General features: G+C 72.1%; 24 protein-coding genes. 12 read left to right on the top strand and 12 right to left on the bottom strand.

Annotated features, from left to right (window positions below; genetic code table 11):
* Nucleotides 1-107: 107 nt before the first annotated feature.
* Entirely contained in the window at nucleotides 108-1241 is a 1134-nt protein-coding gene (locus M2271_RS33345) for a hypothetical protein (RefSeq protein ID WP_280891140.1), read from the bottom strand.
* Nucleotides 1242-1486: 245 nt separating this feature from the next.
* Between M2271_RS33345 and M2271_RS33340 the strand changes: the two genes are divergently transcribed.
* Together M2271_RS33340 and M2271_RS33335 are read left to right on the top strand one after the other, a co-directional pair.
* The gene (locus tag M2271_RS33340) at nucleotides 1487-4033 is read left to right on the top strand and encodes a helicase C-terminal domain-containing protein (protein ID WP_280891139.1); all 2547 of its coding nucleotides are present in this window, start codon (nucleotides 1487-1489) and stop codon (nucleotides 4031-4033) included.
* An 80-nt stretch (nucleotides 4034-4113) separates the two neighbouring features.
* Complete coding sequence (locus M2271_RS33335) at nucleotides 4114-5757, top strand: DNA repair helicase XPB (RefSeq protein ID WP_280891138.1); 1644 nt, start codon at nucleotides 4114-4116, stop codon at nucleotides 5755-5757.
* A gap of 113 nt (nucleotides 5758-5870) precedes the next feature.
* On the opposite strand, the gene M2271_RS33330 is transcribed toward M2271_RS33335, so the two are convergent.
* Entirely contained in the window at nucleotides 5871-6056 is a 186-nt protein-coding gene (locus M2271_RS33330; RefSeq protein ID WP_280891137.1) for a hypothetical protein, read from the bottom strand.
* Nucleotides 6057-6466: 410 nt separating this feature from the next.
* On the opposite strand from M2271_RS33330, the gene M2271_RS33325 reads away from it, so the two are divergent.
* Nucleotides 6467-8518 (top strand): UvrD-helicase domain-containing protein, encoded by a 2052-nt coding sequence (locus tag M2271_RS33325; RefSeq protein WP_280891216.1) that lies wholly within the window; start codon nucleotides 6467-6469, stop codon nucleotides 8516-8518.
* A gap of 50 nt (nucleotides 8519-8568) precedes the next feature.
* Here M2271_RS33325 and M2271_RS33320 read toward each other — a convergent pair whose 3' ends face one another.
* The gene (locus tag M2271_RS33320; protein WP_280891136.1) at nucleotides 8569-9267 is read right to left on the bottom strand and encodes a copper homeostasis protein CutC; all 699 of its coding nucleotides are present in this window, start codon (nucleotides 9265-9267) and stop codon (nucleotides 8569-8571) included.
* A gap of 165 nt (nucleotides 9268-9432) precedes the next feature.
* Here M2271_RS33320 and M2271_RS33315 point away from each other — a divergent pair, with 165 nt between their 5' ends.
* Together M2271_RS33315 and M2271_RS33310 are read left to right on the top strand one after the other, a co-directional pair.
* Nucleotides 9433-10080: a hypothetical protein gene (locus M2271_RS33315; protein ID WP_280891135.1), complete on the top strand. Its 648-nt coding sequence runs from the start codon at nucleotides 9433-9435 to the stop codon at nucleotides 10078-10080.
* Nucleotides 10081-10107: 27 nt separating this feature from the next.
* Nucleotides 10108-11184: a GNAT family N-acetyltransferase gene (locus tag M2271_RS33310; RefSeq protein WP_280891134.1), complete on the top strand. Its 1077-nt coding sequence runs from the start codon at nucleotides 10108-10110 to the stop codon at nucleotides 11182-11184.
* Here the strand turns inward: M2271_RS33310 and M2271_RS33305 are convergent.
* Entirely contained in the window at nucleotides 11166-11444 is a 279-nt protein-coding gene (locus M2271_RS33305; RefSeq protein ID WP_280891133.1) for a DUF4031 domain-containing protein, read from the bottom strand. The genes M2271_RS33310 and M2271_RS33305 overlap by 19 nt on opposite strands.
* Entirely contained in the window at nucleotides 11441-11839 is a 399-nt protein-coding gene (locus M2271_RS33300) for a hypothetical protein (protein WP_280891215.1), read from the bottom strand. Before M2271_RS33300 ends, M2271_RS33305 begins: the two co-directional genes overlap by 4 nt.
* Nucleotides 11840-12013: 174 nt before the next feature.
* Here M2271_RS33300 and M2271_RS33295 point away from each other — a divergent pair, with 174 nt between their 5' ends.
* The 3 genes from M2271_RS33295 to M2271_RS33285 all read left to right on the top strand — a co-directional run bounded on the left by M2271_RS33295 (nucleotide 12014) and on the right by M2271_RS33285 (nucleotide 14813).
* Complete coding sequence (locus tag M2271_RS33295) at nucleotides 12014-12946, top strand: MurR/RpiR family transcriptional regulator (protein ID WP_280891214.1); 933 nt, start codon at nucleotides 12014-12016, stop codon at nucleotides 12944-12946.
* A gap of 180 nt (nucleotides 12947-13126) precedes the next feature.
* Nucleotides 13127-14062 (top strand): N-acetylmuramic acid 6-phosphate etherase, encoded by a 936-nt coding sequence (murQ, locus tag M2271_RS33290; protein WP_280891132.1) that lies wholly within the window; start codon nucleotides 13127-13129, stop codon nucleotides 14060-14062.
* An 82-nt stretch (nucleotides 14063-14144) separates the two neighbouring features.
* The gene (locus M2271_RS33285; RefSeq protein WP_348539210.1) at nucleotides 14145-14813 is read left to right on the top strand and encodes a putative immunity protein; all 669 of its coding nucleotides are present in this window, start codon (nucleotides 14145-14147) and stop codon (nucleotides 14811-14813) included.
* Between the two features lie 66 nt (nucleotides 14814-14879).
* Here M2271_RS33285 and M2271_RS33280 read toward each other — a convergent pair whose 3' ends face one another.
* Together M2271_RS33280 and M2271_RS33275 are read right to left on the bottom strand one after the other, a co-directional pair.
* Entirely contained in the window at nucleotides 14880-15401 is a 522-nt protein-coding gene (locus M2271_RS33280; protein ID WP_280891131.1) for a GNAT family N-acetyltransferase, read from the bottom strand.
* A 260-nt stretch (nucleotides 15402-15661) separates the two neighbouring features.
* Complete coding sequence (locus tag M2271_RS33275; RefSeq protein ID WP_280891130.1) at nucleotides 15662-16237, bottom strand: TerD family protein; 576 nt, start codon at nucleotides 16235-16237, stop codon at nucleotides 15662-15664.
* Between the two features lie 146 nt (nucleotides 16238-16383).
* Here M2271_RS33275 and arfB point away from each other — a divergent pair, with 146 nt between their 5' ends.
* Complete coding sequence (arfB, locus tag M2271_RS33270) at nucleotides 16384-16821, top strand: alternative ribosome rescue aminoacyl-tRNA hydrolase ArfB (RefSeq protein ID WP_280891128.1); 438 nt, start codon at nucleotides 16384-16386, stop codon at nucleotides 16819-16821.
* A gap of 68 nt (nucleotides 16822-16889) precedes the next feature.
* On the opposite strand, the gene M2271_RS33265 is transcribed toward arfB, so the two are convergent.
* Nucleotides 16890-17360: a GNAT family N-acetyltransferase gene (locus M2271_RS33265; RefSeq protein ID WP_280891127.1), complete on the bottom strand. Its 471-nt coding sequence runs from the start codon at nucleotides 17358-17360 to the stop codon at nucleotides 16890-16892.
* 98 nt (nucleotides 17361-17458) lie between these two features.
* Entirely contained in the window at nucleotides 17459-18043 is a 585-nt protein-coding gene (locus M2271_RS33260) for a flavin reductase family protein (protein WP_280891126.1), read from the bottom strand.
* 369 nt (nucleotides 18044-18412) lie between these two features.
* On the opposite strand from M2271_RS33260, the gene cdgB reads away from it, so the two are divergent.
* A complete protein-coding gene (gene cdgB, locus M2271_RS33255; protein ID WP_280891124.1) occupies nucleotides 18413-20095 on the top strand; it encodes a diguanylate cyclase CdgB in 1683 nt (560 codons plus the stop codon).
* Nucleotides 20096-20218: 123 nt separating this feature from the next.
* Complete coding sequence (locus tag M2271_RS33250; RefSeq protein WP_280891123.1) at nucleotides 20219-21181, top strand: carbohydrate-binding protein; 963 nt, start codon at nucleotides 20219-20221, stop codon at nucleotides 21179-21181.
* Nucleotides 21182-21293: 112 nt separating this feature from the next.
* Here M2271_RS33250 and M2271_RS33245 read toward each other — a convergent pair whose 3' ends face one another.
* From M2271_RS33245 to M2271_RS33235, 3 genes are all read right to left on the bottom strand, one after another.
* Nucleotides 21294-22223, bottom strand: coding sequence for a 1-phosphofructokinase family hexose kinase (locus M2271_RS33245; protein ID WP_280891122.1), 930 nt, complete (start codon nucleotides 22221-22223; stop codon nucleotides 21294-21296).
* A 162-nt stretch (nucleotides 22224-22385) separates the two neighbouring features.
* Nucleotides 22386-23537 (bottom strand): N-acetylglucosamine-6-phosphate deacetylase, encoded by a 1152-nt coding sequence (nagA, locus tag M2271_RS33240; protein WP_280891212.1) that lies wholly within the window; start codon nucleotides 23535-23537, stop codon nucleotides 22386-22388.
* Between the two features lie 122 nt (nucleotides 23538-23659).
* The gene (locus M2271_RS33235) at nucleotides 23660-24691 is read right to left on the bottom strand and encodes an ROK family protein (RefSeq protein WP_280891121.1); all 1032 of its coding nucleotides are present in this window, start codon (nucleotides 24689-24691) and stop codon (nucleotides 23660-23662) included.
* A gap of 171 nt (nucleotides 24692-24862) precedes the next feature.
* On the opposite strand from M2271_RS33235, the gene M2271_RS33230 reads away from it, so the two are divergent.
* Nucleotides 24863-26092: an extracellular solute-binding protein gene (locus M2271_RS33230; RefSeq protein WP_280891211.1), complete on the top strand. Its 1230-nt coding sequence runs from the start codon at nucleotides 24863-24865 to the stop codon at nucleotides 26090-26092.
* Nucleotides 26093-26183 lie beyond the last annotated feature (91 nt).

Here is a 26183-nt window from a genome sequence, read left to right as displayed (position 1 = left end):
CCGAGGCTCTGTGCCTGCCGAGGCTCTGTGCCTGCCGAGGCTCTGTGCCTGCCCTACCGCGCCGCCGTTGCGCCCCCTACCTCCCCCTATCTCCGCCTACCTCCCCCTTACCTCCGCCGCTGTGACCGCCACACCAGGAACAGCGCCGATGCCACGGCCGCGCCCCGGACCACCCAGGGCCAGGTCTCGGAGATCGCGGCGTTCATGTGGTCCTGGGCGATGGGCCGGCCCCAACGGCCCTCGGTACGGCCCCACAGCCAGACAGCACCGGCCGTGACGGACAGGCCGGGCAGGATCACGACGGCCCACTTCGTCTCGGCGTCGGTCAGCCTGCGCGAGGCGTAGGCGATGGCCCAGCCGAGCACGAGGGCGATCCAGTTGCCGAGTACGGCGCCGGCGACCAGGAGACCGGCGGCGAGGAGGAGCAGGGGGTTGCTCCAGCCGCCGGCCGTGCCACGCAGGGGCAGGAGGCGGCGCCGGGTGGACACGGGGGCGTCCACGACAGCGTCCCCGGCCTTGGCGGCCGGCGCGGTCGCCCCCGCCTTGGCGTCGCCCTTGCGCGGCTTCCACCAGGCCTTCCGGAACTTCGTCGCGGCCTTCTCCACGGCCGGGACGGCCGGGGCCGGCGGGACCGCCGCCTCCTGCTCCGGCCCGGGCACCTCCTTCGGCTTCGGCGGCGGGGGCGTGAAGAGCTCCGGGATCTCCACCCCGCCGACGAATCCGGCAACACTGTCCCCGACCCCGAACGGGCTGCTGTCCACCCGCCACCAGTCGGGCTGGGCCGCGCTGTCCCCGAGCTCCTCCAGACCCGCGAGGTGGGGCGAGGAGGACGCGTGGTCGGACGGGGCCGGCGTCGGGGAGGGCTGCGCGGGACGGGGGCGCGGGACGCCCTTCCACAGCCGCTTCGGCCGGCCGGTGACCTCGCTCTCCGCGTCCCGCTGTACGGGCACGGCGACCCCTGCCGGTGGTGGGGCCGGGGTCCGCGGGGCGCCCCCGGTGGCCGGGCCGCCGGCACCGCTTCCGGCCGCGTCGACGACCTCGTGCGGGCTGCCGAGCCGGGCGATGATGCGGCGGACGGCGGCGGGAGTGTCGACGGGGTCCTTGGCGCGACTCCGGTCGATCTCGTTGCGCAGTTCGGAGACCAGGCGCATCCGGGTGGACGACGGCAACTGCCGCTGCTGAGCCACGTCGCCGACGCGGCTCAGATACTCGTAGACGACCTGGTCGCTCTCGATGCCCACGAAGTCCCCTCCGGGGTGGGTGCGTTGGATACCCCGGCGTTGGATACCCCGTGAGTCGACGTTAGCGCAGGGTGGACGGTGAGCGCGGTGGCCGGGTGGCAGGGAGCCCAGGGTGACGAGTGCGGGCGGAGTGCTGAAGGGGCAGCGGCGATCGTCCGGGGGAAGTTCATTCGGGAGCCACCTGGGAAACGCTCCGTTCACCTGACGTGCACCCGGTCGGCGGGCCACCCGCTACCGTTGACCGGATGAGCAGCGATGAGAAGCCGGCGGCGCCCCGGTCCCTCGCGGAGGCGCTCCGCGCCCGGGACGACGGGTCCCTCGCCGCGCTCCTGCGCGCCCGACCCGACCTCATCACCCCCGTCCCCACCGACCTCACCCAGCTCGCCACCCGGGCCGGCACCCGCGCGTCGGTGGTCCGCGCCCTGGAGCGGCTGGACCGTTTCGCGCTGCAGACGGCGGAGGCGCTGGCCGTGGCGGCGGACCCGGCGTCGTACGAGGAGTTGCTGGCGCTGATGGCGGGCGACGCGGCCGACCGGGCGGTCACCGCGGCGCTGCCCCACGCCCTGGGCACCCTGCGCGCGCAGGCGCTGGTGTGGGGCGCCGACGACCGCCTCCGGCTCGTCCGCACGGCCCGGGAGCTGCTCGCGCCCTCCCCGCAGCACCCGTCCCCGACCGGCCTCGGCCCGACCGTGCAGGAGGCGACGGCCGGCATGTCGCCGGGCCGTGTCCAGGAGCTCGTGACGGCGGCCGGGCTCACCTCGACCCATGACGCGGTGTCCGCGGTCACCGCGCTGACCACGCTGTTCACCGACCGCGGGCGGATGGCGAAGCTGCTCGGCGAGGCCCCGGCCGAGTCGCGGGAGGTCCTGTCGCGTCTCGTCTGGGGGCCGCCGTACGGCCAGGTCACCGCCGATCCCGCGGCCCGTCTGCGCTGGCTCCTGGACCGGGGGCTGCTGCTGCCGACGGCGCCCGGGACGGTCGTACTCCCCCGCGAAGTGGCCCTGCACCTGCGCGAGGGCCGCGCGCACCGCTCCGCCGAGCCGTCGCCGCCCGCCGTGGGGGCCGCCGCCACGCACCGTCCACAGGTGGTGGACGCGACGGCGGCCGGGCAGGCGTACACCGCGCTGGCGACCGTCGAGGAGCTGCTGAAGGACTGGGACGAGGGCGGCCCGGCGGTGCTGCGGGCGGGCGGCCTCAGCGTCCGTGACCTGAAGCGCACCGCCGTGGCACTGGACGTCTCCGAGCCCGTCGCCGCGTTCTGGGTGGAACTCGCCTACGCGGCCGGCCTCATCGCCTCCGACAACGAGGCCGACGAACGGTACGCGGCGACCCCGGCCTACGACGAGTGGCTGGAGCAGCCCCCGGCCCAGCGCTGGACCCGGCTCGCACAGGCCTGGCTGGGGGCGACCCGGACGCCGGGGCTGGTCGGCGGGCGGGACGCGAAGGAACGTACGTTGTCGGCGCTCGGTCCCGGTCTCGACCGCACGGCCGCCCCCGAGGTACGGCACCGGGTGCTGACCCTGCTCGCGGGGCTGCCGGAGGGCGCCGCCCCGTCCGCCGAGCCGGTGCTCGCCCGTCTGCGCTGGGAGCGGCCCCTCCGCGGCCGGCAACAGGACGACGACCTGCGGGGCCGGCTCGCCCGGTGGACGTTGACCGAGGCGGAGCTGCTGGGCATGACGGGGCGGGGGGCGTTGTCGGCGCACGGGCGGGCACTGCTGGGGGCGCCCGCGCCGAAGGACGCTCCGGGGCCTCCGGCGGAATCGCCAGTGGAATCTCCGCTGGAATCTCCGCTGGAATCTCCGGTGGAATCTCCGCTGGAACCCCTCACGCCCGCCGAGCAGGCCGTCGCCTCCGTGGCGGCCGCTCGGCTGCTCGCCCCGCTGCTGCCCGAACCGCTGGACCACGTGCTGCTCCAGGCCGACCTGACGGCGGTGGCGCCCGGCCCGCTCCAGCGGCCGCTCGCGGACATGCTGGACGTGCTCGCGGACGTGGAGTCGAAGGGCGGAGCGACCGTGTACCGGTTCACGCCCGGCTCGGTGCGGCGCGCGCTCGACTCCGGCCGGGCCGCGTCCGACCTGCACGCCTTCCTCGCCGAGCACTCCCGTACGCCGGTCCCGCAGCCCCTCGCCTACCTGATCGACGACGTGGCCCGCAGGCACGGCCATCTGCGGGTGGGCGCCGCCTCGGCGTACGTCCGCTGCGACGACGACGCGCTGCTCAACGAGATCATGGCCGACAAACGCGCGGCGGGCCTGCGGCTGCGCCGGCTGGCCCCGACCGTGCTGGCCACCCAGGCCGATCCGGCCGCGCTCCTCGACGGCCTGCGCGCGATGGGCTTCGCCCCGGCCTCCGAGTCCGCCGAGGGCGACGTACTGATCACCCGCGCCCTCGCCCACCGCACCTCGCCCCGCACGGCCCCCGAACCGGTCCCGGACGGCCCCCCGGCCCCCGACGCGACCCTCCTCACGGCCGCGATCCGCGCCATCCGCGCCGGCGACCTCGCCTCCACGACCCCCCGCAAGCCGTCCGCGACCCAGCCGGCCGGCGGCGACCTCCCCCGCACCAGCGCCGCCGAGACCCTCGCCACCATGCAGGCCGCCGTTCTCACCGGAGAGACCGTCTGGATCGGCTACGTCAACGCCGAGGGCTCCGCCACCCAGCGCGTCATCGCCCCGGTCCGCGTGGAGGGCGGCTTCGTCACGGCGTACGACCACACGGCGGACGAGGTACGGACCTATCCGCTGCACCGCGTGACCGGGGTGGCGGAGCTGGCGGAGCCGGCGGACGACTGACCCTGATCGTCGCCGGTTGAGGCACACTGGACGTTTGGCCCTGCGGAGCCACGCAGGTACCTGCAGAAAGGCAGCCGCGCGTGAATGGTCCCCTCATCGTCCAGTCAGACAAGACTCTGCTTTTGGAAGTCGACCACGAGCAGGCGGGCGACTGCCGTCGGGCCATCGCGCCGTTCGCGGAGCTGGAGCGGGCGCCGGAGCACATCCACACCTACCGGGTGACCCCGCTCGGCCTGTGGAACGCGCGGGCGGCCGGGCACGACGCCGAGCAGGTCGTGGACGCGCTGGTGCAGTACAGCCGGTACCCGGTGCCGCACGCGCTGCTCGTGGACATCGCCGAGACGATGGACCGGTACGGGCGGCTGACCCTCAGCAAACACCCCACGCACGGACTGGTGCTCACCTCCACCGACCGGCCGGTGCTGGAGGAGGTGCTGCGCTCCAAGCGGATCGCCCCGCTGGTCGGCAGCCGCATCGACCCGGACACCGTCGCCGTGCACCCCTCCGAGCGCGGGCAGATCAAGCAGACGCTGCTGCGGCTGGGCTGGCCCGCCGAGGACCTCGCGGGGTACGTGGACGGCGAGGCGCACGCCATCGAGCTGGCCGAGGACGGGTGGACCCTCAGGCCGTACCAGAAGCAGGCGGTGGAGAACTTCTGGCACGGCGGGTCGGGGGTTGTCGTCCTGCCCTGCGGTGCCGGTAAGACGCTGGTCGGCGCCGGGGCGATGGCGCAGGCCAAGTCGACCACCCTCATCCTCGTCACGAACACCGTGTCCGCCCGCCAGTGGAAGCACGAGCTGGTGAAGCGGACCTCGCTGACCGAGGAGGAGATCGGCGAGTACAGCGGGACGAAGAAGGAGATCCGGCCCGTCACCATCGCCACGTACCAGGTGCTGACGACGCGGCGGAAGGGCGTCTACCAGCACCTGGAGCTGTTCGACTCCCGGGACTGGGGACTGATCCTCTACGACGAGGTGCACCTGCTGCCCGCACCGGTCTTCAAGTTCACGGCGGATCTGCAGGCACGGCGGCGGCTCGGGCTGACCGCGACGCTGGTGCGGGAGGACGGCCGCGAGTCGGACGTGTTCTCGCTGATCGGGCCCAAGCGGTTCGACGCGCCGTGGAAGGAGATCGAGGCGCAGGGATACATCGCGCCCGCCGACTGTGTCGAGGTCCGGGTGAATCTCACCGACTCCGAGCGGCTCGCCTACGCCACCGCCGAGACCGAGGAGAAGTACCGCTTCTGTGCCACGACCGCGACCAAGCGGAAGGTGACCGAGGCGATCGTGCGACGGTTCGCCGGGCAGCAGATCCTCGTCATCGGGCAGTACATCGACCAGTTGGACGAGCTGGGGGAGCATCTCGACGCGCCGGTCATCAAGGGCGAGACGTCGAACGCGCAGCGGGAGAAGCTCTTCGAAGCCTTCCGGCAGGGCGAGATCAGCGTGCTGGTGGTGTCGAAGGTCGCGAACTTCTCGATCGACCTGCCGGAGGCGACGGTCGCCGTCCAGGTCTCGGGCACCTTCGGGTCGCGGCAGGAGGAGGCACAGCGCCTCGGACGGGTCCTGCGGCCCAAGGCGGACGGGCACAAGGCCCACTTCTACTCGGTCGTCGCCCGCGACACCCTCGACCAGGACTTCGCCGCGCACCGGCAACGGTTCCTGGCGGAGCAGGGGTACGCCTACCGGATCATGGACGCGGACGAGTTGCTGGCGGAGAGCTGAGCGGACGGGTGGGTGGGGGCGGCCGGGTGGGGGCGGGTGCGGCCGGACCTGCGGCGGCTGAGCGGGCGTGCGGGGGCTGACCGGCGTACGGGGCCGGCCGGTCGGCGGGGCCGTCACCTGCGGCGGACGCCCGCCTCCTCGCCGTACTCGCCGAGCACCACGACGTCGAACGCGGCGCCCGCGAAGACCTTGACGGCTCGCAGGGCCTCGCCGACGTAGTGCCGGTGACTCCCCAGGACGGGGGTTGCGCCGGCCGGGCTGGGCGGGCGCGGAGCTGGGATGATGCTTGCTGCGCTCATGCTTCCATGGTTGCTCTTCCGGCCTAAGAACCGCGTCGGTCCACAGAGCCAACCCGAGCGCTCGCCACGTAGTACTTACGGGTGACGGGCTGCCCTCAGTGCGGAGGGGAGACCCTCACTCCGCCCCCTAGGGGACGGCGGCCCCCCGCGGGCCCGAGCAGTTCCCCGGAGAGGTCGCGCGGCCTGCGTCCGCGAAAAACCCGTTGGCTTCCGTATCCCCCACTCACCTAGAATCCCCTCTCTTGCCCGCCTCCCGCACGGAGTGCCGCCGCCCGGACGGAAACCGGTCGGCATCCCGCAATCGCGACGTCCGCATCCGCGACGTCCGCAACCGCGAATTCCGCGTCCGCGAATTCCGCAACCGCGAATTCCGCGTCCGCGTATCCCGCTGGTCCCCCGGAGGCACCACCTTGTCCAGGCCGTCCACGCCCGTCGGCGACGACCCGCTCGCCCGCGAACGCTCCCATCTCGCCCACTCCCGCGCCGCCCTGCGCTCCATGCGGGAGGACGTCGAGTCCCTCGACATCCGCGACGTCACCGCGAACTGGGTCAACGCGCAGATCCTGGAACGCCAGATCGACGACCGCATCAAGGCCCTGGCCGACCTCAGCGACACCCCCCTGTTCTTCGGCCGCCTCGACTACCTGCACGCCCCGGGCGCCGAGCAGGCCGAGGGCGCGGCAGGCGAGTGCTTCTACATCGGGCGCCGGCACGTGCACGACCAGGACGGCGACCCGATGGTCATCGACTGGCGGGCCCCTGTCTCACAGACGTTCTACCGGGCCTCCAAGAAGGACCCGATGGACATCGCGCTGCGCCGCCGCTTCGGCTACACGGGCGGCGACCTCACGGCGTACGAGGACGAGCACCTCTCCGACCCAGCCGAGGCCGCCGCCGCCAGCAAGCTGCTCCAGCGGGAGATCGAGCGCCCGCGTGTGGGCCCGATGCGTGACATCGTGGCGACGATCCAGCCCGAGCAGGACGAGATCGTACGCAGTGGTCTGGGCGGGACCGTCTGTGTGCAGGGAGGCCCGGGCACCGGAAAGACGGCCGTGGGCCTGCACCGGGTCGCCTACCTCCTGTACGCCCACCGGGAGCGCCTCGCCCGCACCGGCACCCTGGTCATCGGCCCGAACCGGTCCTTCCTCCACTACATCGAGCAGGTCCTGCCCGCGCTCGGCGAGTTGACGGTCCGCCAGGCCACCGCCGACGACCTGGTCGCGCACGTGGAGGTGCGCGGCACGGACGACGCGGCGGCGGCGATCGTCAAGGGCGACGCGAGGATGGCGGAGGTGCTGCGGAGGGCCCTCTACTCGCACGTGACCATGCCCGCCGAACCGGTCGTCGTCGTGCGCGGCTCGCGTCGCTGGCGGGTGCCCGCGTACGAACTGGAGGACATGGCCCGCCAGTTGCTGGACCGGGACATCCGCTACGGCGCCGCCCGCGAGGCCCTCCCGCAGCGCATCGCGCACGCCGTGCTGGTGCGGATGGAGCAGTCGGGGGAGGCCCCGGACGACCGGGTGCAGGACGCGGTGGCCCGCAACGCGGCGGTGAAGGCGGTCGTGAAGCAGATCTGGCCGCCGGTCGACCCGGCGAAACTCGTCCTGCGCCTGCTGACGGACGCGGACTTCCTCGCCGTCCACGCGGACGGCGTCCTCACCGAGGACGAGCAGAAGACGATCCTGTGGGCGAAGCCGGCCCGGTCGGTGAAGTCGGCCCGGTGGTCCGCGGCGGACGCGGTGCTGATCGACGAGGCGCAGGATCTGGTCCAGCGCACGCACTCGCTCGGCCATGTGGTGCTGGACGAGGCACAGGACCTCTCCCCCATGCAGTACCGGGCGGTCGGCCGCCGCTGCACCACCGGTTCGGCCACCGTCCTCGGCGACCTCGCCCAGGGCACCACCCCCTGGGCCACCCGGAGCTGGGACGAGGCCCTGGCCCACCTCGGCAAGACCGACGGCGTGATCGAGGAGCTGACGGCCGGCTTCCGCGTCCCGACCGACGTCATCACGTACGCCTCCCGTCTCCTGCCCCACATCGCCCCGGGCCTGACCCCGGTCGCGTCGGTCCGCGAGAACCCGGGCTTCTTCGACCTGCGCGAGATCACCGGCACCGCCGAAGTGGTCGCCGCCTGCGAGGAGTTGCTCCGCAACGAGGGCTCGACGGGCCTGATCGCCGCCGACGCCCGCGTCCCGGCCCTGACCGAGGCGCTCACGGCGGCGGGCATCGGCTTCCTGTCCCCGGGCGAGGAGACGACGCACGAGACCCGCCTGACCCTGGTCCCCGCCTCACTCGCCAAGGGCCTGGAGTACGACTACGTGGTCCTCGACGAGCCGCAGGCCGTGGTCGACGGCGAGCCGGACGAACGCACGGGCCTGCGCCGCCTGTACGTCGCCCTGACCCGAGCGGTCTCGGGCCTGATCGTGACCCACGCGGCCCCGCTGCCGCCGCAGCTCTCCTAGACCCTTTCCCGGACCAGGAGGGGCTGGGCTCTCGGCAGGAACAGGCCGGCTCACCCCCCGTCCAGCACCCGCCGCCACGTGGCCACCGCCGCCGCCGACACCGGCCGCCCCCAGCCCCCGGGCCGGGCGGCCCCGCCGATGTGGAACCCGTCGATGCCGGCGTCCCGGAGCTGCGGCACATGGTCCAGCCGCAGCCCGCCCCCGGCCAGCAGCCGCTGCTCATACCCCGGCTCCCCGCCCCGCCCCGCCTCACGGAGCAGGGTGGGGAGCCCGGCGTCCACCCCGTCGGCCGATCCGGCCGTCAGATACGTGTCGAGTCCCGGCAGCCCGTCCAACTGCTTGCGCAGGGCGTCCCGGTCGGCGGCGTGGTCGATCGCCCGGTGGAACGTCCAGCGGCAGCCGTCCAGCATCCCCACCACCCGCTCCACGGCCGCCAGATCCACCCCGCCGTCCGCGTCGAGGAACCCGAGCACGAACTCCACGGCCCCGGCCTCACGCAGCTCCCCGGCGACCCGGACCAGCGGTTCCACGTTCCCCGCCGCGAACCCGTCCGACGGCCGCAGCATCACCCGTAGCGCGATGTCGACGGCGGCCCGGATGCCGACGAAGGTGCCGACGGGCGGGGTGAGTCCGTCCGCCGCCATGTCGGTGACCAGTTCGAGCCGGTCCGCGCCTCCGGCCTGGGCGGCGACCGCGTCCTCGACGTCGAGGGCGATCACCTCCAGGACTGGTACTGCACGCTTGCTCATGGGACCCCATTCGTCATCGTCAAGTTCGGCGGGTTTCGTCGGGTTCATCAAATTCATCGGATCGACTACAGGTCTAGTCCAATTCCAGACTACCCTCGCAGGCCCCGCCCACCCGGCCGCTCCCCCGAAACACTCACTCGAAGACGGGAGAAGGAGAATGGGGACATGGCCGATCCCGATGCCCTGCGTACCCGTTTCGCCCGCGCCCTGGAAGGGGCCCGGGGCCCCGAGGCCGCCGGCCCCGACCCGGCGCCGTACGCCGACCGGCTGCTCGCCCGCTGGCAGGAGCCGCAGCGCCGCTATCACACGCTCACGCACCTCACCGCGGTCCTCGACCGCATCGACGTCATCGAGGAGCACGCCGCCGACCCAGACGTCGTACGGCTGGCCGCCTGGTTCCACGACGCGGTCTACCTGCCCGACCGCTCCGAGAACGAGGACCGCTCTGCCCGCCTCGCCGAACGTGCCCTGCCCGAGGCCGGAGTGTCCGCCGCGAAGACCGCCGAGGTGGCCCGCCTGGTCCGCCTGACCGTCACCCACGACCCGGCCGACGACGACCCCGACGGCCAGGTCCTGTGCGACGCCGACCTCGCGATCCTCGCCGCCCCGCCCTCCGTCTACGCCGCCTACACGGCCGCCGTCCGCGAGGAGTACGGCTTCGTCCCCCCGGACGCCTTCCGCGAGGGCCGCGCCGCCGTCCTGCGTCAGCTTCTCGACCTTCCACGGCTGTTCAGGACGCCGTACGGGCGGACGGAGTGGGAGGCGACCGCGCGCTACAACCTGGCCGCCGAACTGGAAATGCTGTCGACCTGAGGCACCCTGCCACCTACCCTGCAGGCCATGCGCGCAATGGGCGGGGAACGGGTGGAAGAGGCTGTCGCGGGCGCCGTGGCACTGCTGCGGACGGCGACCGGGCGGGACTGGGACGGGCCGCGGGCGGGCCGGCTGGAGTGGAGCTGCCGGTACGCGGCGGAGCACATCGCGGGCTGTCTGATCGCGTACGCCGGCCAGCTGGCGAGCCGCGCGCAGAACGCGTGGGTCCCCTTCGAGATCACCCCCGACGACGGCACCGACAACGAGGACGTGCTCCAGGTCGTCGAGACGACGGGCGCGCTGTTCGCCGCCACCTACCGCACCACCCCGCGCGAGGCGCGGGCCTTCCACCCGTTCCCGTTCCGCAGCGCGAACCGGGACGGCTTCGCCGCGATGGGCGTCGCCGAGGTCCTGCTGCACACCCACGACATCGCCGAGGGCCTGGGGCTGCCGTACGAGCCGCCGGCCGAGCTCGCCGCGTACGTGCTGACCGGGATCTTCCCGCACGTCCGGCCGGGCCCCGACCACTGGCGCACCCTGCTGTGGGCCACCGGCCGCGGTGAGCTGCCCGGCCGTGCGCCGGTCGCCGAGTGGCGCTGGACCAACACCCTCGCCCTCCCCACCGACCGCCTCACCCTGCAGGGCGTCACACCCGCGGCCGCCGCCGACCTCGCCGCGGGCGACGACGGCGGCTTCGAGTGGCTCGGGGGCGGCCCCTTCGAGGGCACCCGGGAGGCCGCCACGATGATGCTCAAGGCGTACGAGGCGGGGGTGCACCGCCCGGAGTTCGGGCTGTTCGTCCTCGTCCGCCGCGAGGACGCTCTCGCCCTCGGCGCCATGGGCTTCCACGGCGCCCCCGACGAGGAGGGCCGCGCGGTAATCGGCTACGACCTGGTGGCGGGCGCCCGCGGCCACGGCTACGCCACGGAGGCGCTGCGCGCCCTGGCGCGGTGGGCGCTGGCCCGGGACGACGTACGGTCCCTGTTCGCGACCGTGGACCGCGACAACGCCCCGTCCCGGGCGGTGATCGGGCGCGCCGGGTTCACACAGGTGAGCGAGGACGTCGGCGACGAGGGACTGCTGGCCTACGAACTGCGCGGCTGAGTCCGCCCCTTGGGCCGGCGCAGGCCCGCCGCCGTGAGCCGGCGCACCAGTTCCTTGGATCCGACCTCCACCGCACCGGCGGCCACCGCGTCGGCGTACCGGTCCGCCGGGAGGTCGTAGTGGTCGCGCTCGAAGGCCCGGGGCGGGGCGCCCAACTCCTCGGCGAACGCGTGTAGTTCGTCGAAGGAGACATCGCTGACGAGGTGGGACCACAGGCGGCCGTGGCCCGGCCAGGTCGGTGGGTCGATGTAGACCGTCACGGCGAGCCCGTTCCGCCGGCTGCGGTGCGCAGCGAGCCCACCGCCGCGATCTTCATGCCCGCCTTGTGGCACACCCAGTGCGGGTCGGGGCCGAGTTCCGGTTCGACGTCCAGGGCGTGCGGGTCGCCGGAGCCGCAGACCGGGCACAGCGGCCAGCGGCCGTAGCTCTCCAGCAGGGCGTCCTGTACGTCCTGTGCGACCAGCCCGGCCACGAACTCCGCGCCCTCCGGCCACTGCCCGACCCACCAGCGTCGCTGGACGACGGAATCCTCGACCATGGACACCACGTCCGAGGCGGCCACCTCACCGGCAGCCAGATCGGCCAGCACGAGGGCACGCGCCGCGTGCAACGCCTGCTCCAGGGGGCTGATGGGGGCGTTGGAAGGAGCGCTGATGGGGGCGTTGGTGGGGTCATTGGCGGGGCCGCCGACGGGGGCGCCGGTGGGGGCATCGGCGGGGCCGCCGACTGGGTCGTCGGCGGGGTCGCCGGTGTGGTCACTGGAGGGGTCCATGCACCCATTGTGCGCACTCTTGACCCCACACCCACCCGAAAATATCTTTCACGTGTGATGCGCGAAGTGAAGGAAACTTTCGGCCAGGGCTCCGGCCACGGCGCGGGCACCGGTGCCGCCCCACCCCCGCCCGCCGCCCTCGCCGCCAAGGTGCGCACCCTGGCCCCGTCGATGACCCGTTCCATGCAGCGGGTCGCCGAGACCGTCGCGAGTGACCCGGCGGGCTGCGCGGCCCTCACGGTCACCGGCCTCGCCGAACTCACCGGCACCAGCGAGGCCACGGTCGTCCGCACCGCCCGGCTGTTGGGCTACCCCGGCTACCGCGACCTGCGGCTCGCGCTGGCCGGCCTCGCCGCCCACCAGCAGTCCGGCCGCGCGCCCGCGATCACGACGGACATCGCGGCCGACGACCCGATCGCCGACGTCGTCGCGAAACTGGCCTACGACGAACAGCAGACCCTCGCGGACACGGCGGCCGGCCTGGACACCGTGCAGCTCGGAGCGGCCGTCACCGCGCTGGCGGGGGCACGGCGGACCGATGTGTACGGAGTGGGGGCGAGCGGACTGGTCGCCCAGGACCTCACCCAGAAACTGCTGCGGATAGGGCTGATGGCGCACGCGCACAGCGACCCCCACCTGGCGGTGACCAACGCCGTACAGCTGCGGGCCGGGGACGTCGCCATCGCGATCACCCACTCCGGATCCACCGGGGACGTCATCGAGCCGTTGCGGGTCGCCTTCGAGCACGGGGCCACGACGGTCGCGATCACCGGACGGCCGGACGGTGCGGTGACCCAGTACGCCGACCACATCCTGACGACGTCCACCGCGCGGGAGAGTGAACTGCGGCCGGCCGCCATGTCGTCGCGGACCAGTCAGCTGCTGGTGGTGGACTGTCTGTTCGTGGGGGTGGCGCAACGGACGTACGAGACAGCGGCGCCCGCGCTGTCGGCGTCGTACGAGGCGCTGGCGCACCGGCACCGCCGGTAGCCGCGATGACCGCCCCTGTAGCCCATTCCGCGTATTCCACTGATTCCGTCCATGCCACTCCTGCAGCCCATTCCGCCCATGTCACCCTTGCAGCCCCTGCCACCACTGCCACCCCTGCACCCCCTGCCACCCCTGTAGACAAGACAGCGCACCGTGTACGGGAAAGAGCCGCCTCCGATCATGAACTCAGCCTCCGATCCCCGTGACCTCCAGACCCAGTTGGAATCCCTCACCACCGAGGCCTTCCGGCCTGAGCTCGCCGACATCGACCAGTTGCCCACCTTCGACATGGCCCGGCTGATGAACTCCGAGGACGCCACCGTGCCCGCCGCGGTCGGGGAGCGGTTGCCGCAGATCGCGGCCGCCATCGACGCCGTGGCCGAGCGGATGGCGCACGGCGGGCGGCTGATCTACGCGGGCGCGGGCACCGCCGGGCGGCTCGGTGTGCTGGACGCCTCCGAGTGTCCGCCGACGTTCAACACGGACCCGGAACTGGTCGTGGGACTGATCGCCGGCGGACCGGAGGCCATGGTCACCTCGGTCGAGGGCGCCGAGGACTCGGCGGAACTGGCCCGCGCCGACCTCGACGCGCTCGCGCTGACCGGCGTCGACACGGTGGTCGGCGTCTCCGCGTCCGGCCGCACCCCGTACGCCATCGGAGCGGTGGAACACGCCCGCGCGCAGGGCGCGTTGACCATCGGTCTGGCCTGCAACGCGGACAGCGCCCTCGCGGCGGCCGCCGAGCATGGCATCGAGATCGTCGTCGGACCCGAACTGCTCACCGGCTCCACCCGCCTGAAGGCCGGCACGGCACAGAAGCTGGTCCTCAACATGCTGTCGACGATCACGATGATCCGGCTGGGCAAGACGTACGGGAACCTGATGGTCGACGTCCGCGCCTCCAACGACAAGCTCCGCGCCCGCTCCCGCCGTATCGTCGCCCTTGCCACGGGTGCGCCGGACGACGAGATCGAACGGGCCCTCGCCGCCACCGACGGCGAGGTGAAGCACGCCATCCTGACGATCCTCGCCGGGCTCGACGGCCCGACGGCCGCCCGGCTGCTGGAGTCCTCCGGCGGCCACCTGCGGGCGGCGTTGGCGGCGGCACGGGACTGACCTAGCGCTGTGACCACATGGGTTCGCCGGGTTGACCGGGCATCCTCTGGCTGTGTCCGGGTGGCCTTCTACGATCCGGTGCATGCTGGATCCCGAGCTGGTTCAGCAATTCGGTGATCCGATCTGCTGGGGAGCCAGTCGGCATGGCGGCCCGAAGCCACCCCTACCGCAGCTGTCCAGCGTAATCGTGGAAGATGGCACCGTGACAGGGGACGCGAGCGAGATCGTTCTGAGCAAGCAGGACCTTCGTGAGGTCGCCGCGTTCGCCGTGGTGTGTGCGGAGTCGGTGCTCGAGATATTCGAGGCCGATCAGCCGGACGACTCGCGCCCTCGAGGCGCTATCAGTGCCGCGTGGGAGTTCGCTCGGGGCGGCGAACGCGGAAAATCTCTGCGCGACACAGCCTCTGCGGCCCTCAAAGCGGCCAAGAGCGCGGACACTGCGGCTGGCCGCGAGGCAGCGTGGGCAGCGATGTCTGCGGCAGGCGCCGCCTACCTGCATCCGCTGGCCAAGGCCACCCAGGTCAAGCACATTCTCGGCGCTGGCGCCTACGCGGCCAGAGCAGCCGAACTCGTCGCCGGCGACGATCGGAGCGTTGGTGCCGAAACCCTTGAGCAGACGGTGCATTGTGCGACACCAACCGTCGTTGACGTGCTCAAACGCTTCCCGGTGGCGCCGAGCGGCGGCGGACGGGTTGGTGAGTTGATCCGCATGCTGGACGCTGACCTTCGTTCACTCACCCTCGCTGAGTGACCTTCAGCGTCCAGACGGCGCGGCCTGACATCCGACAGCGGTTCACGCGAAGTGAGTCGCTGCCCATCAGACCTCGTTCAACGTTCTGCGCAACACCGTGCAGGGCCGGCCCTTTCCGCGGTCCGGGCGGTGGGCGATCGGCTGGTAGCCGAGGGATGTCCAGAAGGCGAGGGCCCGGTCGTTGCCGTCGAGGACGGCGAGGCGTACGGCTGTGCGGCCCGCGGACCGGAAGCGGTCCTCCACGAGCGAGGCCAACCGCAGTCCGTAGCCCTGCCGGTGGATGTCCGCCGCCACCATCAGCAGGCCGATCCACGGGTCCGGGTCGGCCGGGTCGGGGTGGTGGGCGAGGGTGATCGCGACGCCGACCAGCCGGCCCTCGCTGCGGGCGAGCAGCACCTCTGCTTCCGGATGCGCCAACTCCTCCGCGAGCGCCCTCGCGACCTGCTCCGGGCGGATGTCGTCCGGGTCCGGGAAGTCACCGCTGAGGGCCTGGAACTCGCGGTTGGCGGCGTAGAGCGCGGTGAGTTCGGTGAGGAGCGGGGCCGGGATGTCGTGGTCCGGGCTGAGCGCGAGAGAGGTCAGGAACACGCGGGCAACCTACCGCGCGGAGTGCGGGCATCTCGGCCGGTGGAGGGAATCCGGGCATCTCAGCCGGTGGAGGGATCCGGGCATCTCAGCCGGTGGAGGGAATCCGGGCACCCGGATCGCATGGACAGCGAGCCGGACCTCAGCCGGACCGCAGTCGGCGGCTCCGGCCACCTGACCGGGCCCGATCACCCGATCACCTGTCCTGCAGGACGCCGAAACCCCCGGCCGAAGCCGGGGGTTCCCGTAGGGCTCGGTGTGCGTCAGACGGTGACGCCGAAGTCCTGGGCGATGCCGACCAGGCCGGAGGCGTAGCCCTGGCCGACCGCACGGAACTTCCACTCGGCGCCGTTGCGGTAGAGCTCGCCGAAGACCATCGCCGTCTCCGTCGCCGCGTCCTCCGACAGGTCGTAGCGCGCGATCTCGGCGCCGCCGGCCTGGTTGACGATACGGATGTAGGCGTTACGGACCTGGCCGAAGTTCTGCGAGCGGTTCTCCGCGTCGTAGATCGAGACCGGGAAGACGATCTTGTCGACGTCGGCCGGGAGGCCCGCGAGGTTGACGTTGATCGCCTCGTCGTCGCCCGCGCCCTCGCCGGTGCGGTTGTCACCGGTGTGGACGATGGTCTGGTCCGGGGTCTGCTTGTTGTTGAAGAAGACGAAGTGGGCGTCGGAGTAGACCTTGCCCTGTGTGTTGACCGCGATCGCGGAGGCGTCGAGGTCGAAGTCCGTACCGGTGGTGCTGCGGACGTCCCAGCCGAGGCCCACGGTGACGGCGGTCAGGCCCGGAGCCTCCTTGGTGAGCGAGACGTTGCCACCCTTGGACAGGCTTACAGCCATTGTTGGGAGTCCTTCCCTCGTTGTCTGACGCGCACGAAGCTACAGCTACCCCCTTGAACGCGGCGAGGGGTGTCCAAGGTTCCCCGTGTCTTTACTTTCTTTACCAAGAGATATTCGGGTGACGTGGACCGGTCAGAGGCGGGAACATGGACAGCATGTCCGGGCCCTATCTCATCCGCGGCTCCGTCTCACTCCCCGAGGCGGAGCTCATCTGGCGTTTCTCGCGGTCGTCGGGGCCGGGCGGGCAGCACGTCAACACCAGCGACACCCAGGTGGAGCTCCGCTTCGACCTCGCCCGCACCGAGGCCCTGCCCGAGGTGTGGAAGCAGCGGGCGATGGCCGAGCTGGCCGGGCGGCTCGTGGACGGCGTGGTGACCGTCCGCGCCTCCGAGCACCGCTCCCAGTGGCGCAACCGCGAGACCGCCGCCGTACGCCTGGCCTCGCTGCTGGCCGAGGCGACGGCCCCGCCGCCCAAGCCGCGCCGGGCCACCCGCATCCCCCGGGGCATCAACGAACGCCGCCTGCGCGAGAAGAAACAACGCTCGGACACCAAGCGGGGACGGTCGGGCCGCGGCTGGGGGTGAGGGCCCGACCCTGATCGTGCCGCGGCTGGGGGGCGACAGTCCCGCCCTGATCGCCCTGATGGTGCCGGTCAGGACAGCTCCAGCACTCCGACGGTCTGGCCCCCGCTGGTCTCCCCGTTCGGCCGGAAACCGAGCCCCAGATAGAAGTTCTCGGGGCCGTTCGGTCCGGGTTGCCAGGTGACGTACATCTCCTTGGCGCCCCGCCGGCGGAGTTCGGCCGCGACGGACTCCACGGCGAACCGGCCGTAGCCCCGGCCCTGTTCGGCCGCCGCGATGTTCAGCCTCCACAGGCCGGAGCGGAACAGCGTGCCGTCCTCGTTCCAGTCGATGTCGAAGAAGGCCATGAGGAAGCCGACGGGACGGTCGCCGTCCACGATCAGGCGGGGCCAGGCGACGCCGGGATGGACGTACGCCTCCGCGAGGGACTTCATCACCGGGGCGACCGCGTCCTCCTGCTCGGGGCGGACCCGGATGTCCGTCGCGGCCTCGACATTGCGGGCGGTGACCTCTTCGAGGCGGAGTGCGGGCGTCGATGTCATTCGGGGACCCTAAGTCGACGTTCGACGGGCGGCCACGGATTTTCCCTCACCCCTCACCTCCCACCCCCACCCCTCACCCCCTCTTCCTTCTCGCCCCCTCACCCCAACTTCCGGTAACGCCCCTGGAAATACAGCAGCGGGCTGCCGTCCCCGCTCGGCAGGGCCGCCGTCAGGACGCGGCCGATGACCAGGGTGTGGTCGCCGGCTGTCACGCGCTGTTCCGTGCGGCACTCCAGGGTGGCCAGGGCCCCGCCCAGCAGGGGAGCGCCGCTCGCCTCGCCGCGGACGTACGGGATGTCCTCGAAGAGGAGGCGGTCGCTGATGCGGCCCTTCATGGCGAAGCGGCCCGCGAGGTGCCGCTGGCTCTCGGTGAGGACCGACACCGCCCACAGGGGCTGATCGTCCAGCAGGTCGTCCATGCGGGCGCCCGTGCGCAGGCTGACCAGTACCAGGGGAGGGTCGAGGGAGACCGACAGGAACGCCGTCGCCGTCATGCCGACGTCCTCGCCGACGGGCGCCTGCGGGTCGTCCGGGTCGAGGGACGCCTCCCGCGCGGTCACCAGGACCACGCCGGCGGCCAACCGGGACATGGCGGCGCGGAACTCGTCGTTGCTCACCCCCACAGCATGCCCGGAGGCGGGCGGGGGGACGGTGGCGGATGCGACAAGGGGAGTGTTGGGCACGCCGGAAACGCTAATCTCCGCCCCGCGCGCGGCGCATCGGGCCTCGGGCCGATCACGGTCCTAGGACTCATGGCGGAGTTTCCGCGCGGCAGAGCCGAGTTCCTTTGTGTACGCTCTGTGTCCCGTCTGCACGACCTTCACATCCGCAGAAAATTGCGTTCAGTAAACGCACAAAAAAGGCACAAAAACCCCATCCAATTGTTCATCTTTTGCTGTGACTTGAGTCACAAGGGGCGGTAATTGTTGACCCTGTGTACCGAGTGGGCAGCACGCTGTGATTCAGTGGCGGGGACGATGCAGGAGCACCACCGATGAGAAGCGCCGAAGAGAACCCTTGATTCGCTGCGAGGTCTCGGGGGGAGGGCGAGCATGGAGACCGAGTCGGAACCCTACGTCCGTCTTTCTTCCCTGCGACAGCTGCACCAGGTCATGGCCGACCTGAACACGGCCCGGAGCCTGGCGGACACTCTGCAGACGGTCGCCGAGGGCGTGGTGCAGGCTCTCGGGTTCGAGCTGGCGTGCGTCAACCTCGCCCGCCCCGACGGCGACCTCGTGGTCGCCGCCTTCGCGGGCAACTCCGCCGCCGAGGCGCTGATCACCGGGCGGGTCGGTTCCCGCGACTCCTGGGACCGCCGGCTGAGCATGGGCGAGCACTGGGGCGACCTGGTGTTCATACCCCACACCGAGGGCTGGGTCCTCGACGACGACGACGTACCGCAGTGGTACACCGACGGCCCCGCGCCCCGCTTCGAGGACGAGTGGCACCCCTCCGACCGGCTCTTCGCCCCCATGTACACGCCCGCCTCGCGCGGCGGCTCCTGCGGGGAACTGATCGGCGTACTGTCGGTGGACCGGCCCCGCAACGGCCGCAGGCCGGGCGCGTGGGGGCGCGAGGCGCTCCAGATGTACGCGTTCCAGGCCGCCATCGCGATCAGTAACGCGCGCCTGCGCGCCAACATGCAGCGCGCACTGGTCAGGCTCGAAAGGGAGCAGCAGGCCCTGCGCTCCAGCGAGGAAAGCTTCCGCCAGGCCTTCGAGTACGCCCCCTCCGGCATGGCGATCGCCGAGATGGGCGGCGACCAGCACGGCCGGATCCTGCGCACCAACGACGCCCTGTGCCGACTGCTCGGCCGTCCCGCGTCCGCGATGCGCCGCTACTCCTTCTCCGACCTCGTACACCCCGAGGACATCGGGACCCTGCTGCGGACCTCGGCGGAGGGCGGCCGCGCGGAACTCCGCCTCGGGCGCCGCGACGGCACCTACGTCTGGGTCTCCCTGCGCAACTCCGTCGTGGCCGACGCCGCCGACGGACCCCGCTTCCTGCTCACCCACGTCGAGGACATCGAGGAGCGCAAGCGCCGCGAGCTCCAACTCGCCCACCGCGCGTCCCACGACTCCCTCACCGGCCTGCCGAACTCCGCCGAGCTGCGCTCCCGGCTCGCCTCGCGCCTGTGCCGGCGCGCCACGCACCCGGGCGAGCCGGCGTCGATCGACGCGGCCTACGGCGACCACTCCGCCTTCGACGCCGACAGCCACGGCTTCGACGCCGACAGGCACGGCTTCGACGACTTCCGGCAGGGCGTCGTCCAGGCGTTCGATGCGTACGACCACCATGTGCACACCGTCGCCCCCCAGGGGGAGCTCGACGACGGCACCAAGGGGCTCGCGGTGCTCTTCTGCGACCTCGACGGCTTCAAGTCGATCAACGACCGGTTCGGGCACAACGCGGGTGACGCGGTGCTCATCGAGGTCGCCGGGCGGCTGTCCCGGGGCGTCCGCGACGGCGACACCGTGGCCCGGCTCGGCGGCGACGAGTTCGTGGTGCTGGCCGACGGCCTCGGCCGGGCCGACGCCCAGGACCTCGCCGTACGCCTGCGCAACGAGATCATCCAGCCCATCCGGATCGACGGCCGGGCCGTGCGGGTCGGCGCCAGCTTCGGCATCGGCTGGGCACACTGCGGCATGACGGCCGACGAAGTGCTGAAGTCCGCTGACGAGCGGATGTACATCGAGAAACGATCCCGTCCCAAACAGCACAGACGCGCGGGATGAGTCCCAGGTCAACGAAATGATGCGATCCGAGTCACCTGTTCGGGCCATCGGGAGCAGGTAGGCTCGCCCTTCTCACCGCACAACGCATCCGCACCGCACCGCACCTGTTGAGGAGACCTAGGGATGACGGCCGGCAACAACGGCGCGAGCACGCCCGAGGACGACGACCCGTTCGGCTATCTCTACGAGGACGGGCAGGCCAACGGCGCCCAGCCGCCGTCGAGTGTCGGCTACGGCTACCCGAACTCCGTCCAGCGGGCGCGGGCGGTGGGCCAGCGGCAGTACGGCCAGCAGGCCCCGGCCGCCGCGACCGCGCCCTACGGGCAGGTCCCGCAGCAGGGCCAGGCCGCCCCCGGCCAGTCGAACACGCACTACGCGGCTCCCGAGAGCTTCCCGGGCGGTGCCCCCACCCAGCAGCCGTCGCACGGCGGCGGTGGTGGCGGCGGTGGCCGCCGCGGCCCCAACACCAAGGGTCTGCTGATCGGCGCGATCGCGGTGGTCGCCGCGGTCGTCATCGGCATCGGCGTGGCCATGATGAACGGCGGCGACGACGACGACGACAAGGCGGGCGGCAACGAGGCGTCGACGACGCCGACCACGTCGCAGAGCTCCGAGCCGAGCCCGTCAGCCAGTGGCAGCAAGGCGAGCGAGGCCGAACTGCCGACCACCGACGCGAAGTTGCTGCGGCTCGCGGGCGGTGCGGTGACCGCCTCGGACGTCGAGGGCGCCAGCGCCGAGGGCGGCGTCTACGTCACGGGTCTCAACACGGTCGGCTCCGAGATCACCTGGAGCGTCAACGGCATCCCGAAGCCAGGCACCTACACCCTCTTCGCGGGCTACAGCGTCCCCGGCAAGGACCAGGAGATGACGCTCACCGTCAACGGCAAGGTGTTCGGCAACAAGATGAACCTGAGCAACTTCGCACGCGCCGGCGACGGCGACTACGCGAAGGGCTGGACGCAGACGTACGCGTGGCCGACCCTCGCCGAGGGCACCAACACCATCAGCCTCTCCTGCCAGAACGGCGACAAGTGCGACGTCCTGCTGGACCAGCTGTGGCTGAAGGCCGGACAGGTCGAGAAGTAGGGCCTGTTCGGACAGGCCCTGGCGGCCCGGCACCGTCCGTGACCGTGCCGGTGCCCGACGGGACGGTCACCCTCGTGTGGAGAGCGGAGAGCGGAGAGCGGAGAGATGCCGCTCAGGCCGCGCTGACCTCTCCCGTCACCGCCACCCGCCCCAGCAGCTCCTCGTAGGCCGCGCGGTCGAACTCCCCCGCCACCGGAGCCAGGACCGTCGCCGCGGACAGGGCCACCGCGCGGGCCAGTCGGTCCGGCCACGGGAGTCGCTCCACCAGACCCGACAGCAGGCCCGCGACCGCGGAGTCGCCGGCGCCCGTGGGGTTGCCGTGGACACGGGCGGGCGGGGCGGCACGCCAGCGGCCCTCCGGGGTCACCGCGAGCAGGCCCTCGGAGCCGAGGGACGCGACGACCGCGTGGGCGCCCCGTCGGCGGGCGTCCTGGGTGGCGCGCGACGGCTCGTGGGAGCCCGTCAGTTCGGCGAGTTCGTCGGCGTTCGGCTTCACGACGTCCGGGCGCGCGGCCACCCCGCGGCGCAGGGGTTCGCCACTGGTGTCCAGGAGTACGGGGACACCGGCCGCCCTCGCCGTACGGACCAGCCCCGCGTACGCCCCCACCGGCACCCCCGGCGGCAGGCTCCCGCACAGGGCCACCGCGGACATCGACGGGACGAGATCCTCGTACGCCTCCTGGAAGGCGGACCACTCGGCCGGTGTGACCGTCGGGCCGGGCTCGTTGAGCTGGGTGGTGTCACCGGTCGTTTCGTCCACGACCGCGATCGTGCGCCGGGTCTGGCCGCCGACCGGGACCAAGGCGTCCACCAGCCGCGGTACGGCGGTGAGCTGCTCCCGCACCGCGCGTCCGGTCGCGCCGCCCATGAAGCCGGTGACCGTCACCTCGTGTCCGAGGGCCGCGAGCACCCGGGCGACGTTCACGCCCTTGCCGCCCGGCCGTTCGGTCACCTCGGTGATCCGGTGGGAGGAGTGCGGGCGCAGGGACGGTACGCGATAGGTGATGTCGAGAGCGGTGTTCAGCGTGACGGTGAGGATCACCGGTTCGACCTCCCCCGAAGAAGACTGCAGTGAGCGCTTGCCGCACGACGTCCGGCCGTCCGGCCGTCCAGCTGTCCAGCCGTCCGGTGAGTCGATCATGTCAAACGGACGGCGGCCGGCCCAGTTTCTCAGCACAACCGCCGTCCCCGACAGCGGGACAGATCATCCCAGTTGGGGATCGACCACCCATTCGCCGCGACGCATCACGCCCTTCACGGCGAAGTCGGCGTCGAGGAGGACCAGGTCGGCGTCCTTGCCGGGCTCCAGGGAACCGACGGTGTCGTACATCCCCAGGAGGCGGGCCGGGTTGGCGGACAGAGCCGCGACCACGTCCTCCACCCGGAGGCGGTCGATGGTCACCGCCCGCTTGAACGCGCGGTCCAGGGTGAGGGTGGAGCCCGCGATGGAGCCGCCCTGCACCAGGCGGGCCACGCCGTCGCTGACGTCGACCTCCATCGGGCCGAGCAGGTAGCGGCCGTCACCGACGCCGGCCGCGTCCATCGCGTCCGTGATGAACGCCACCCGGTCCGGGCCCGCGTGATGGAACGCCAGCTCCAGGGCGGCGGGGTGGAGGTGCGTACCGTCGTTGATCAGCTCGACGGTGACGCGCTCGTCCTCCAGCAGGGCCGCGATGGGGCCGGGGTCGCGGTGGCCGAGCGTCGGCATCGCGTTGAAGAGGTGGGTCGCCACGGTGGCGCCCGCCTCGATGGCCTCCACGGTCTGCTCGTACGTCGCGTCCGTGTGCCCGATCGCCGCGATCACGCCGTGCTCCGCCAGCAGCCGTACGGAATCGATGCCGCCGGGCAGTTCGGCGGCGAGCGTGAGCATCTTCGCCCGGCCGCGCGCCGCGTCGATCAGCTTGCGCACCTCCGCCGGGTCCGGGTCGCGCAGCAGCTCCTCGGCATGCGCGCCCTTGCGGCACGGCGAGATGAACGGCCCCTCGAAGTGGATCCCGGCGATCTCGCCCTGCTCGGCCAGCTCGGACAGCAGCCCGGCCTGCCGGACCAGGACGTCCATGTCGTCGGTGACGGTCGAGGCGACGAGGGTGGTGGTGCCGTGCAGCCGGTGGGCGTGGATGGCCTTGTGTACGTCCTCGGCCGGACCGGAGAAGGAGGCTCCGCCTCCGCCGTGGTTGTGGAGGTCGACGAAGCCGGGCACCAGCCAGTGGGCGCTCACGTCGACGACCCGGGCGTTTTCCGGGGTGGTGCCGGTGGTGCCGGTGGTGCCGGTGGTGGTGGTGCTGGTGATGCTGGTGATGCGGGTGCCGTCGACGATCACTCGGCCGTCTTCGACGGTTCCGGTGGGGAGGACCACATGGGCGCCGGAGAGGACGAGGGGGGCCTTGCCGGTTGCGGGCTGCGGGCTCGTCGTGGCCGGTCGCGCCCACGCGGCGGAGCCGTGTGATGCCTCGTCCCGCGCCCCTGGGGGGGTTGCCGTCACGTGGATTCCTCCGGCGTCGTAGGTGTGGTGTCGAGCGTCCTAGGCGTGGTGTCGAGCGTCGTGAGTGTGGTGTCGAGCGTCGTAGCCGTGGTGTCGTGCGTCGGCAGTGCGGTGTCGAGCAGGTCCCAGGCCAGGAGGCCCGCACCGAGGCAGCCGGCCGTGTCCCCCAGGGCCGCGGGGACGATCGACGGCAGCTTCTGGAACGTGACCCGTTGCCGGACGGCGTCCCGCAGGGGCGTGAACAGGGTGTCCCCCGCCTCGGCCAGGCCGCCACCGATGATCAGCGTGCGGGGGTCCAGCAGGGTGAGCGCGGTGACCAGGCCGTCGGCGAGCGCGTCGACGGCGTCCTGCCACACGCGTACGGCGTCCGGGTCGCCGGACGCGACGGCCTTCGCGCAGTCCGCCGCGTCCGCGTCCGGGTCCCCGGAGGCCGCCGCCCACGCCTCGCTCACCGCCGCGGCCGACGCGTACCGCTCCAGACAACCGCGCTGCTCGCACGGACAGGGGGCCCCGCCGGGCCGTACGACGATGTGGCCGATCTCCCCGGCGAAGCCGTGCGCGCCCGCCTCGACCCGGCCCGCGATGCCGATGGCGCCCGCGATACCGGTGCCCAGCGGCACGAACAGGAAGCGGTCGGCTCCCTGGCCCGCGCCGATCCGGCCCTCCGCGAGACCGCCGGTGCGCACGTCGTGCCCGAGCGCGACCGGGATACCGCCGAGCCTGGCGCCGAGCAACTCACGCAGGGGTACGTCCCGCCAGCCCAGGTTGGCCGCGTACGCGGCGATGCCCCGCTCCTCGTCGACGATGCCGGGGACGGCGACACCGGCCGCCGCCGCCGGACCGCCGTGGTGCTCGGCGCCGTACGCGCTGAGCTCGGCGGCGAAGTCGAGGATGCCGTCGACGACCGCGTCGGGTCCGCGCTCGCGCCCGGTGGCGCGGCGGGCCCGGTGCAGGAGCTGACCCTCCGCCCCTACCAGGGCGGCCTTCATCCCGGTGCCGCCCACATCGAGGGCGATGACATGTCTCACGGGGGACAGTGTGACCCCAGTACCCTTGAGAGGTCTAGTCCACTTACGTGGTGTAGACCTTGACGAGGCAATATGTATGAACTTTAGAGAGTTCGATCAGTGATCTTTTGGCGGTTGGCAGTGCAGCGGCGACGTGCGACGGGAACGATCGCGGTGGTGTCCGCACTGGGTATGACAGCGGTCCTGGGCGGCTGCGGCCTCACCGGGGGTCTCACCGGGGGCTCCGGCGAGGTGACCCTGAAACTGGTCGCCGCCGACTACGGCGACACCAAGGGGAACAGCTCCCAGAAGTACTGGGACAAGCTCGCCGCGGAATACGAGTCGAAGCACGAGGGCGTGAAGATCGACGTCACCGTCTACTCCTGGAACGACGTCGACAGCAAGGTCAAGAAGATGGCCGACGCCGGCGACCCGCCCGACATGGCGCAGATCGGCGCGTACGCCGACTACGCGGCCAAGGGCCTCCTCTACTCGGCCGACGACCTGCTCTCCATCAGCACCCAGGCCGACTTCGTCGCCCAGCTCGCCGAGGCCGGACAGGTCGAGGGCGTGCAGTACGGGATCCCGTTCGCGGCCTCCACGCGTGTGCTCTTCTACAACAAGACCCTCTTCGCCCGGGCCGGCCTCGACGCCCCGAAGACCTGGGACGAACTCGCCGCCGACGCGCAGGCACTGAAGGCGGAAGGCGTGAAGTACCCGTACGCGCTGCCCCTCGGGCGGGAGGAGGCGCAGGCCGAGACCATGCAGTGGCTGGTCAGCGGCGGGGGCGGCTACACCCGGGCGGGCGGCGGCTACGCCCTCGACTCCCAGGAGAACGTCGCCACCTTCAACTGGCTGAAGAACGACCTCGTCGCCAAGGGCCTGACCGGGCCGGTCGCGCCCGGCAGGCTCAACCGCGCCGACGCGTTCGCCGCGTTCGCGGCCGGGGACGTCGGCATGCTCAACGGGCATCCCTCGCTGATGAAGTCGGCCGCCGAGAAGGGCGTGACGTACGGAATGGTGCCGATGCCCGGGGCCCACGGGCCCAGCGAGGTCTCGATGGGCGTCGCCGACTGGATGACCGCGTTCAGGAAGAACGGCCACGCCGAGCAGACCGGTGACTTCCTCGACTTCGTGTACAACAAGAGGAACGTCCTCGACTTCTCGCGCGAGTACGACCTGCTGCCGGTGACCAACTCCGCGTCCCAGGTCATGAGCGGCGCGAAGCAGGACGCGGACCTCAAGCCGTTCCTGGACGAGCTGCCCGTCTCCGAGCTGTACCCCGTCGGGCAGACGTCCTGGGCGCAGGTCAGCGCGGACATCAAGGAGCGGATCGGCCAGGCCGTCGCCCCGAACAGCAACCCCGCGACGGTCCTGAGCCGGCTCCAGGCGACGGCGTCCACGGCACAGAGCGCGGATTGACTTGCACCTCGGGCTGAAGCCCGAGGATTCTGGCCTTCTCGACTTGTTGCTGTGCCGCTACGCGGCACGGGGTTCGGTCGGGAATCCGTGG

The organism is Streptomyces sp. LBL, from assembly GCF_029893585.1.
Classification (GTDB): domain Bacteria; phylum Actinomycetota; class Actinomycetes; order Streptomycetales; family Streptomycetaceae; genus Streptomyces.
Note: the sequence above shows the minus strand (reverse complement) of the source record. Positions and strands in the feature narration are given on the sequence as shown.

Bases quoted from the DNA above. Each gene is read 5' to 3' on its own strand.
- M2271_RS33340 (WP_280891139.1), top strand. From the start codon at position 1,487: ATGAGCAGCGATGAGAAGCCGGCGGCGCCCCGGTCCCTCGCGGAGGCG.
- M2271_RS33330 (WP_280891137.1), bottom strand. From the start codon at position 6,056: ATGAGCGCAGCAAGCATCATCCCAGCTCCGCGCCCGCCCAGCCCGGCC.
- M2271_RS33320 (WP_280891136.1), bottom strand. From the start codon at position 9,267: ATGAGCAAGCGTGCAGTACCAGTCCTGGAGGTGATCGCCCTCGACGTC.
- M2271_RS33315 (WP_280891135.1), top strand. From the start codon at position 9,433: ATGGCCGATCCCGATGCCCTGCGTACCCGTTTCGCCCGCGCCCTGGAA.
- M2271_RS33310 (WP_280891134.1), top strand. From the start codon at position 10,108: ATGCGCGCAATGGGCGGGGAACGGGTGGAAGAGGCTGTCGCGGGCGCC.
- M2271_RS33295 (WP_280891214.1), top strand. From the start codon at position 12,014: ATGCGCGAAGTGAAGGAAACTTTCGGCCAGGGCTCCGGCCACGGCGCG.
- murQ (WP_280891132.1), top strand. From the start codon at position 13,127: ATGAACTCAGCCTCCGATCCCCGTGACCTCCAGACCCAGTTGGAATCC.
- M2271_RS33285 (WP_348539210.1), top strand. From the start codon at position 14,145: ATGCTGGATCCCGAGCTGGTTCAGCAATTCGGTGATCCGATCTGCTGG.
- M2271_RS33275 (WP_280891130.1), bottom strand. From the start codon at position 16,237: ATGGCTGTAAGCCTGTCCAAGGGTGGCAACGTCTCGCTCACCAAGGAG.
- arfB (WP_280891128.1), top strand. From the start codon at position 16,384: ATGGACAGCATGTCCGGGCCCTATCTCATCCGCGGCTCCGTCTCACTC.
- M2271_RS33265 (WP_280891127.1), bottom strand. From the start codon at position 17,360: ATGACATCGACGCCCGCACTCCGCCTCGAAGAGGTCACCGCCCGCAAT.
- cdgB (WP_280891124.1), top strand. From the start codon at position 18,413: ATGGAGACCGAGTCGGAACCCTACGTCCGTCTTTCTTCCCTGCGACAG.
- M2271_RS33250 (WP_280891123.1), top strand. From the start codon at position 20,219: ATGACGGCCGGCAACAACGGCGCGAGCACGCCCGAGGACGACGACCCG.
- M2271_RS33230 (WP_280891211.1), top strand. From the start codon at position 24,863: ATGACAGCGGTCCTGGGCGGCTGCGGCCTCACCGGGGGTCTCACCGGG.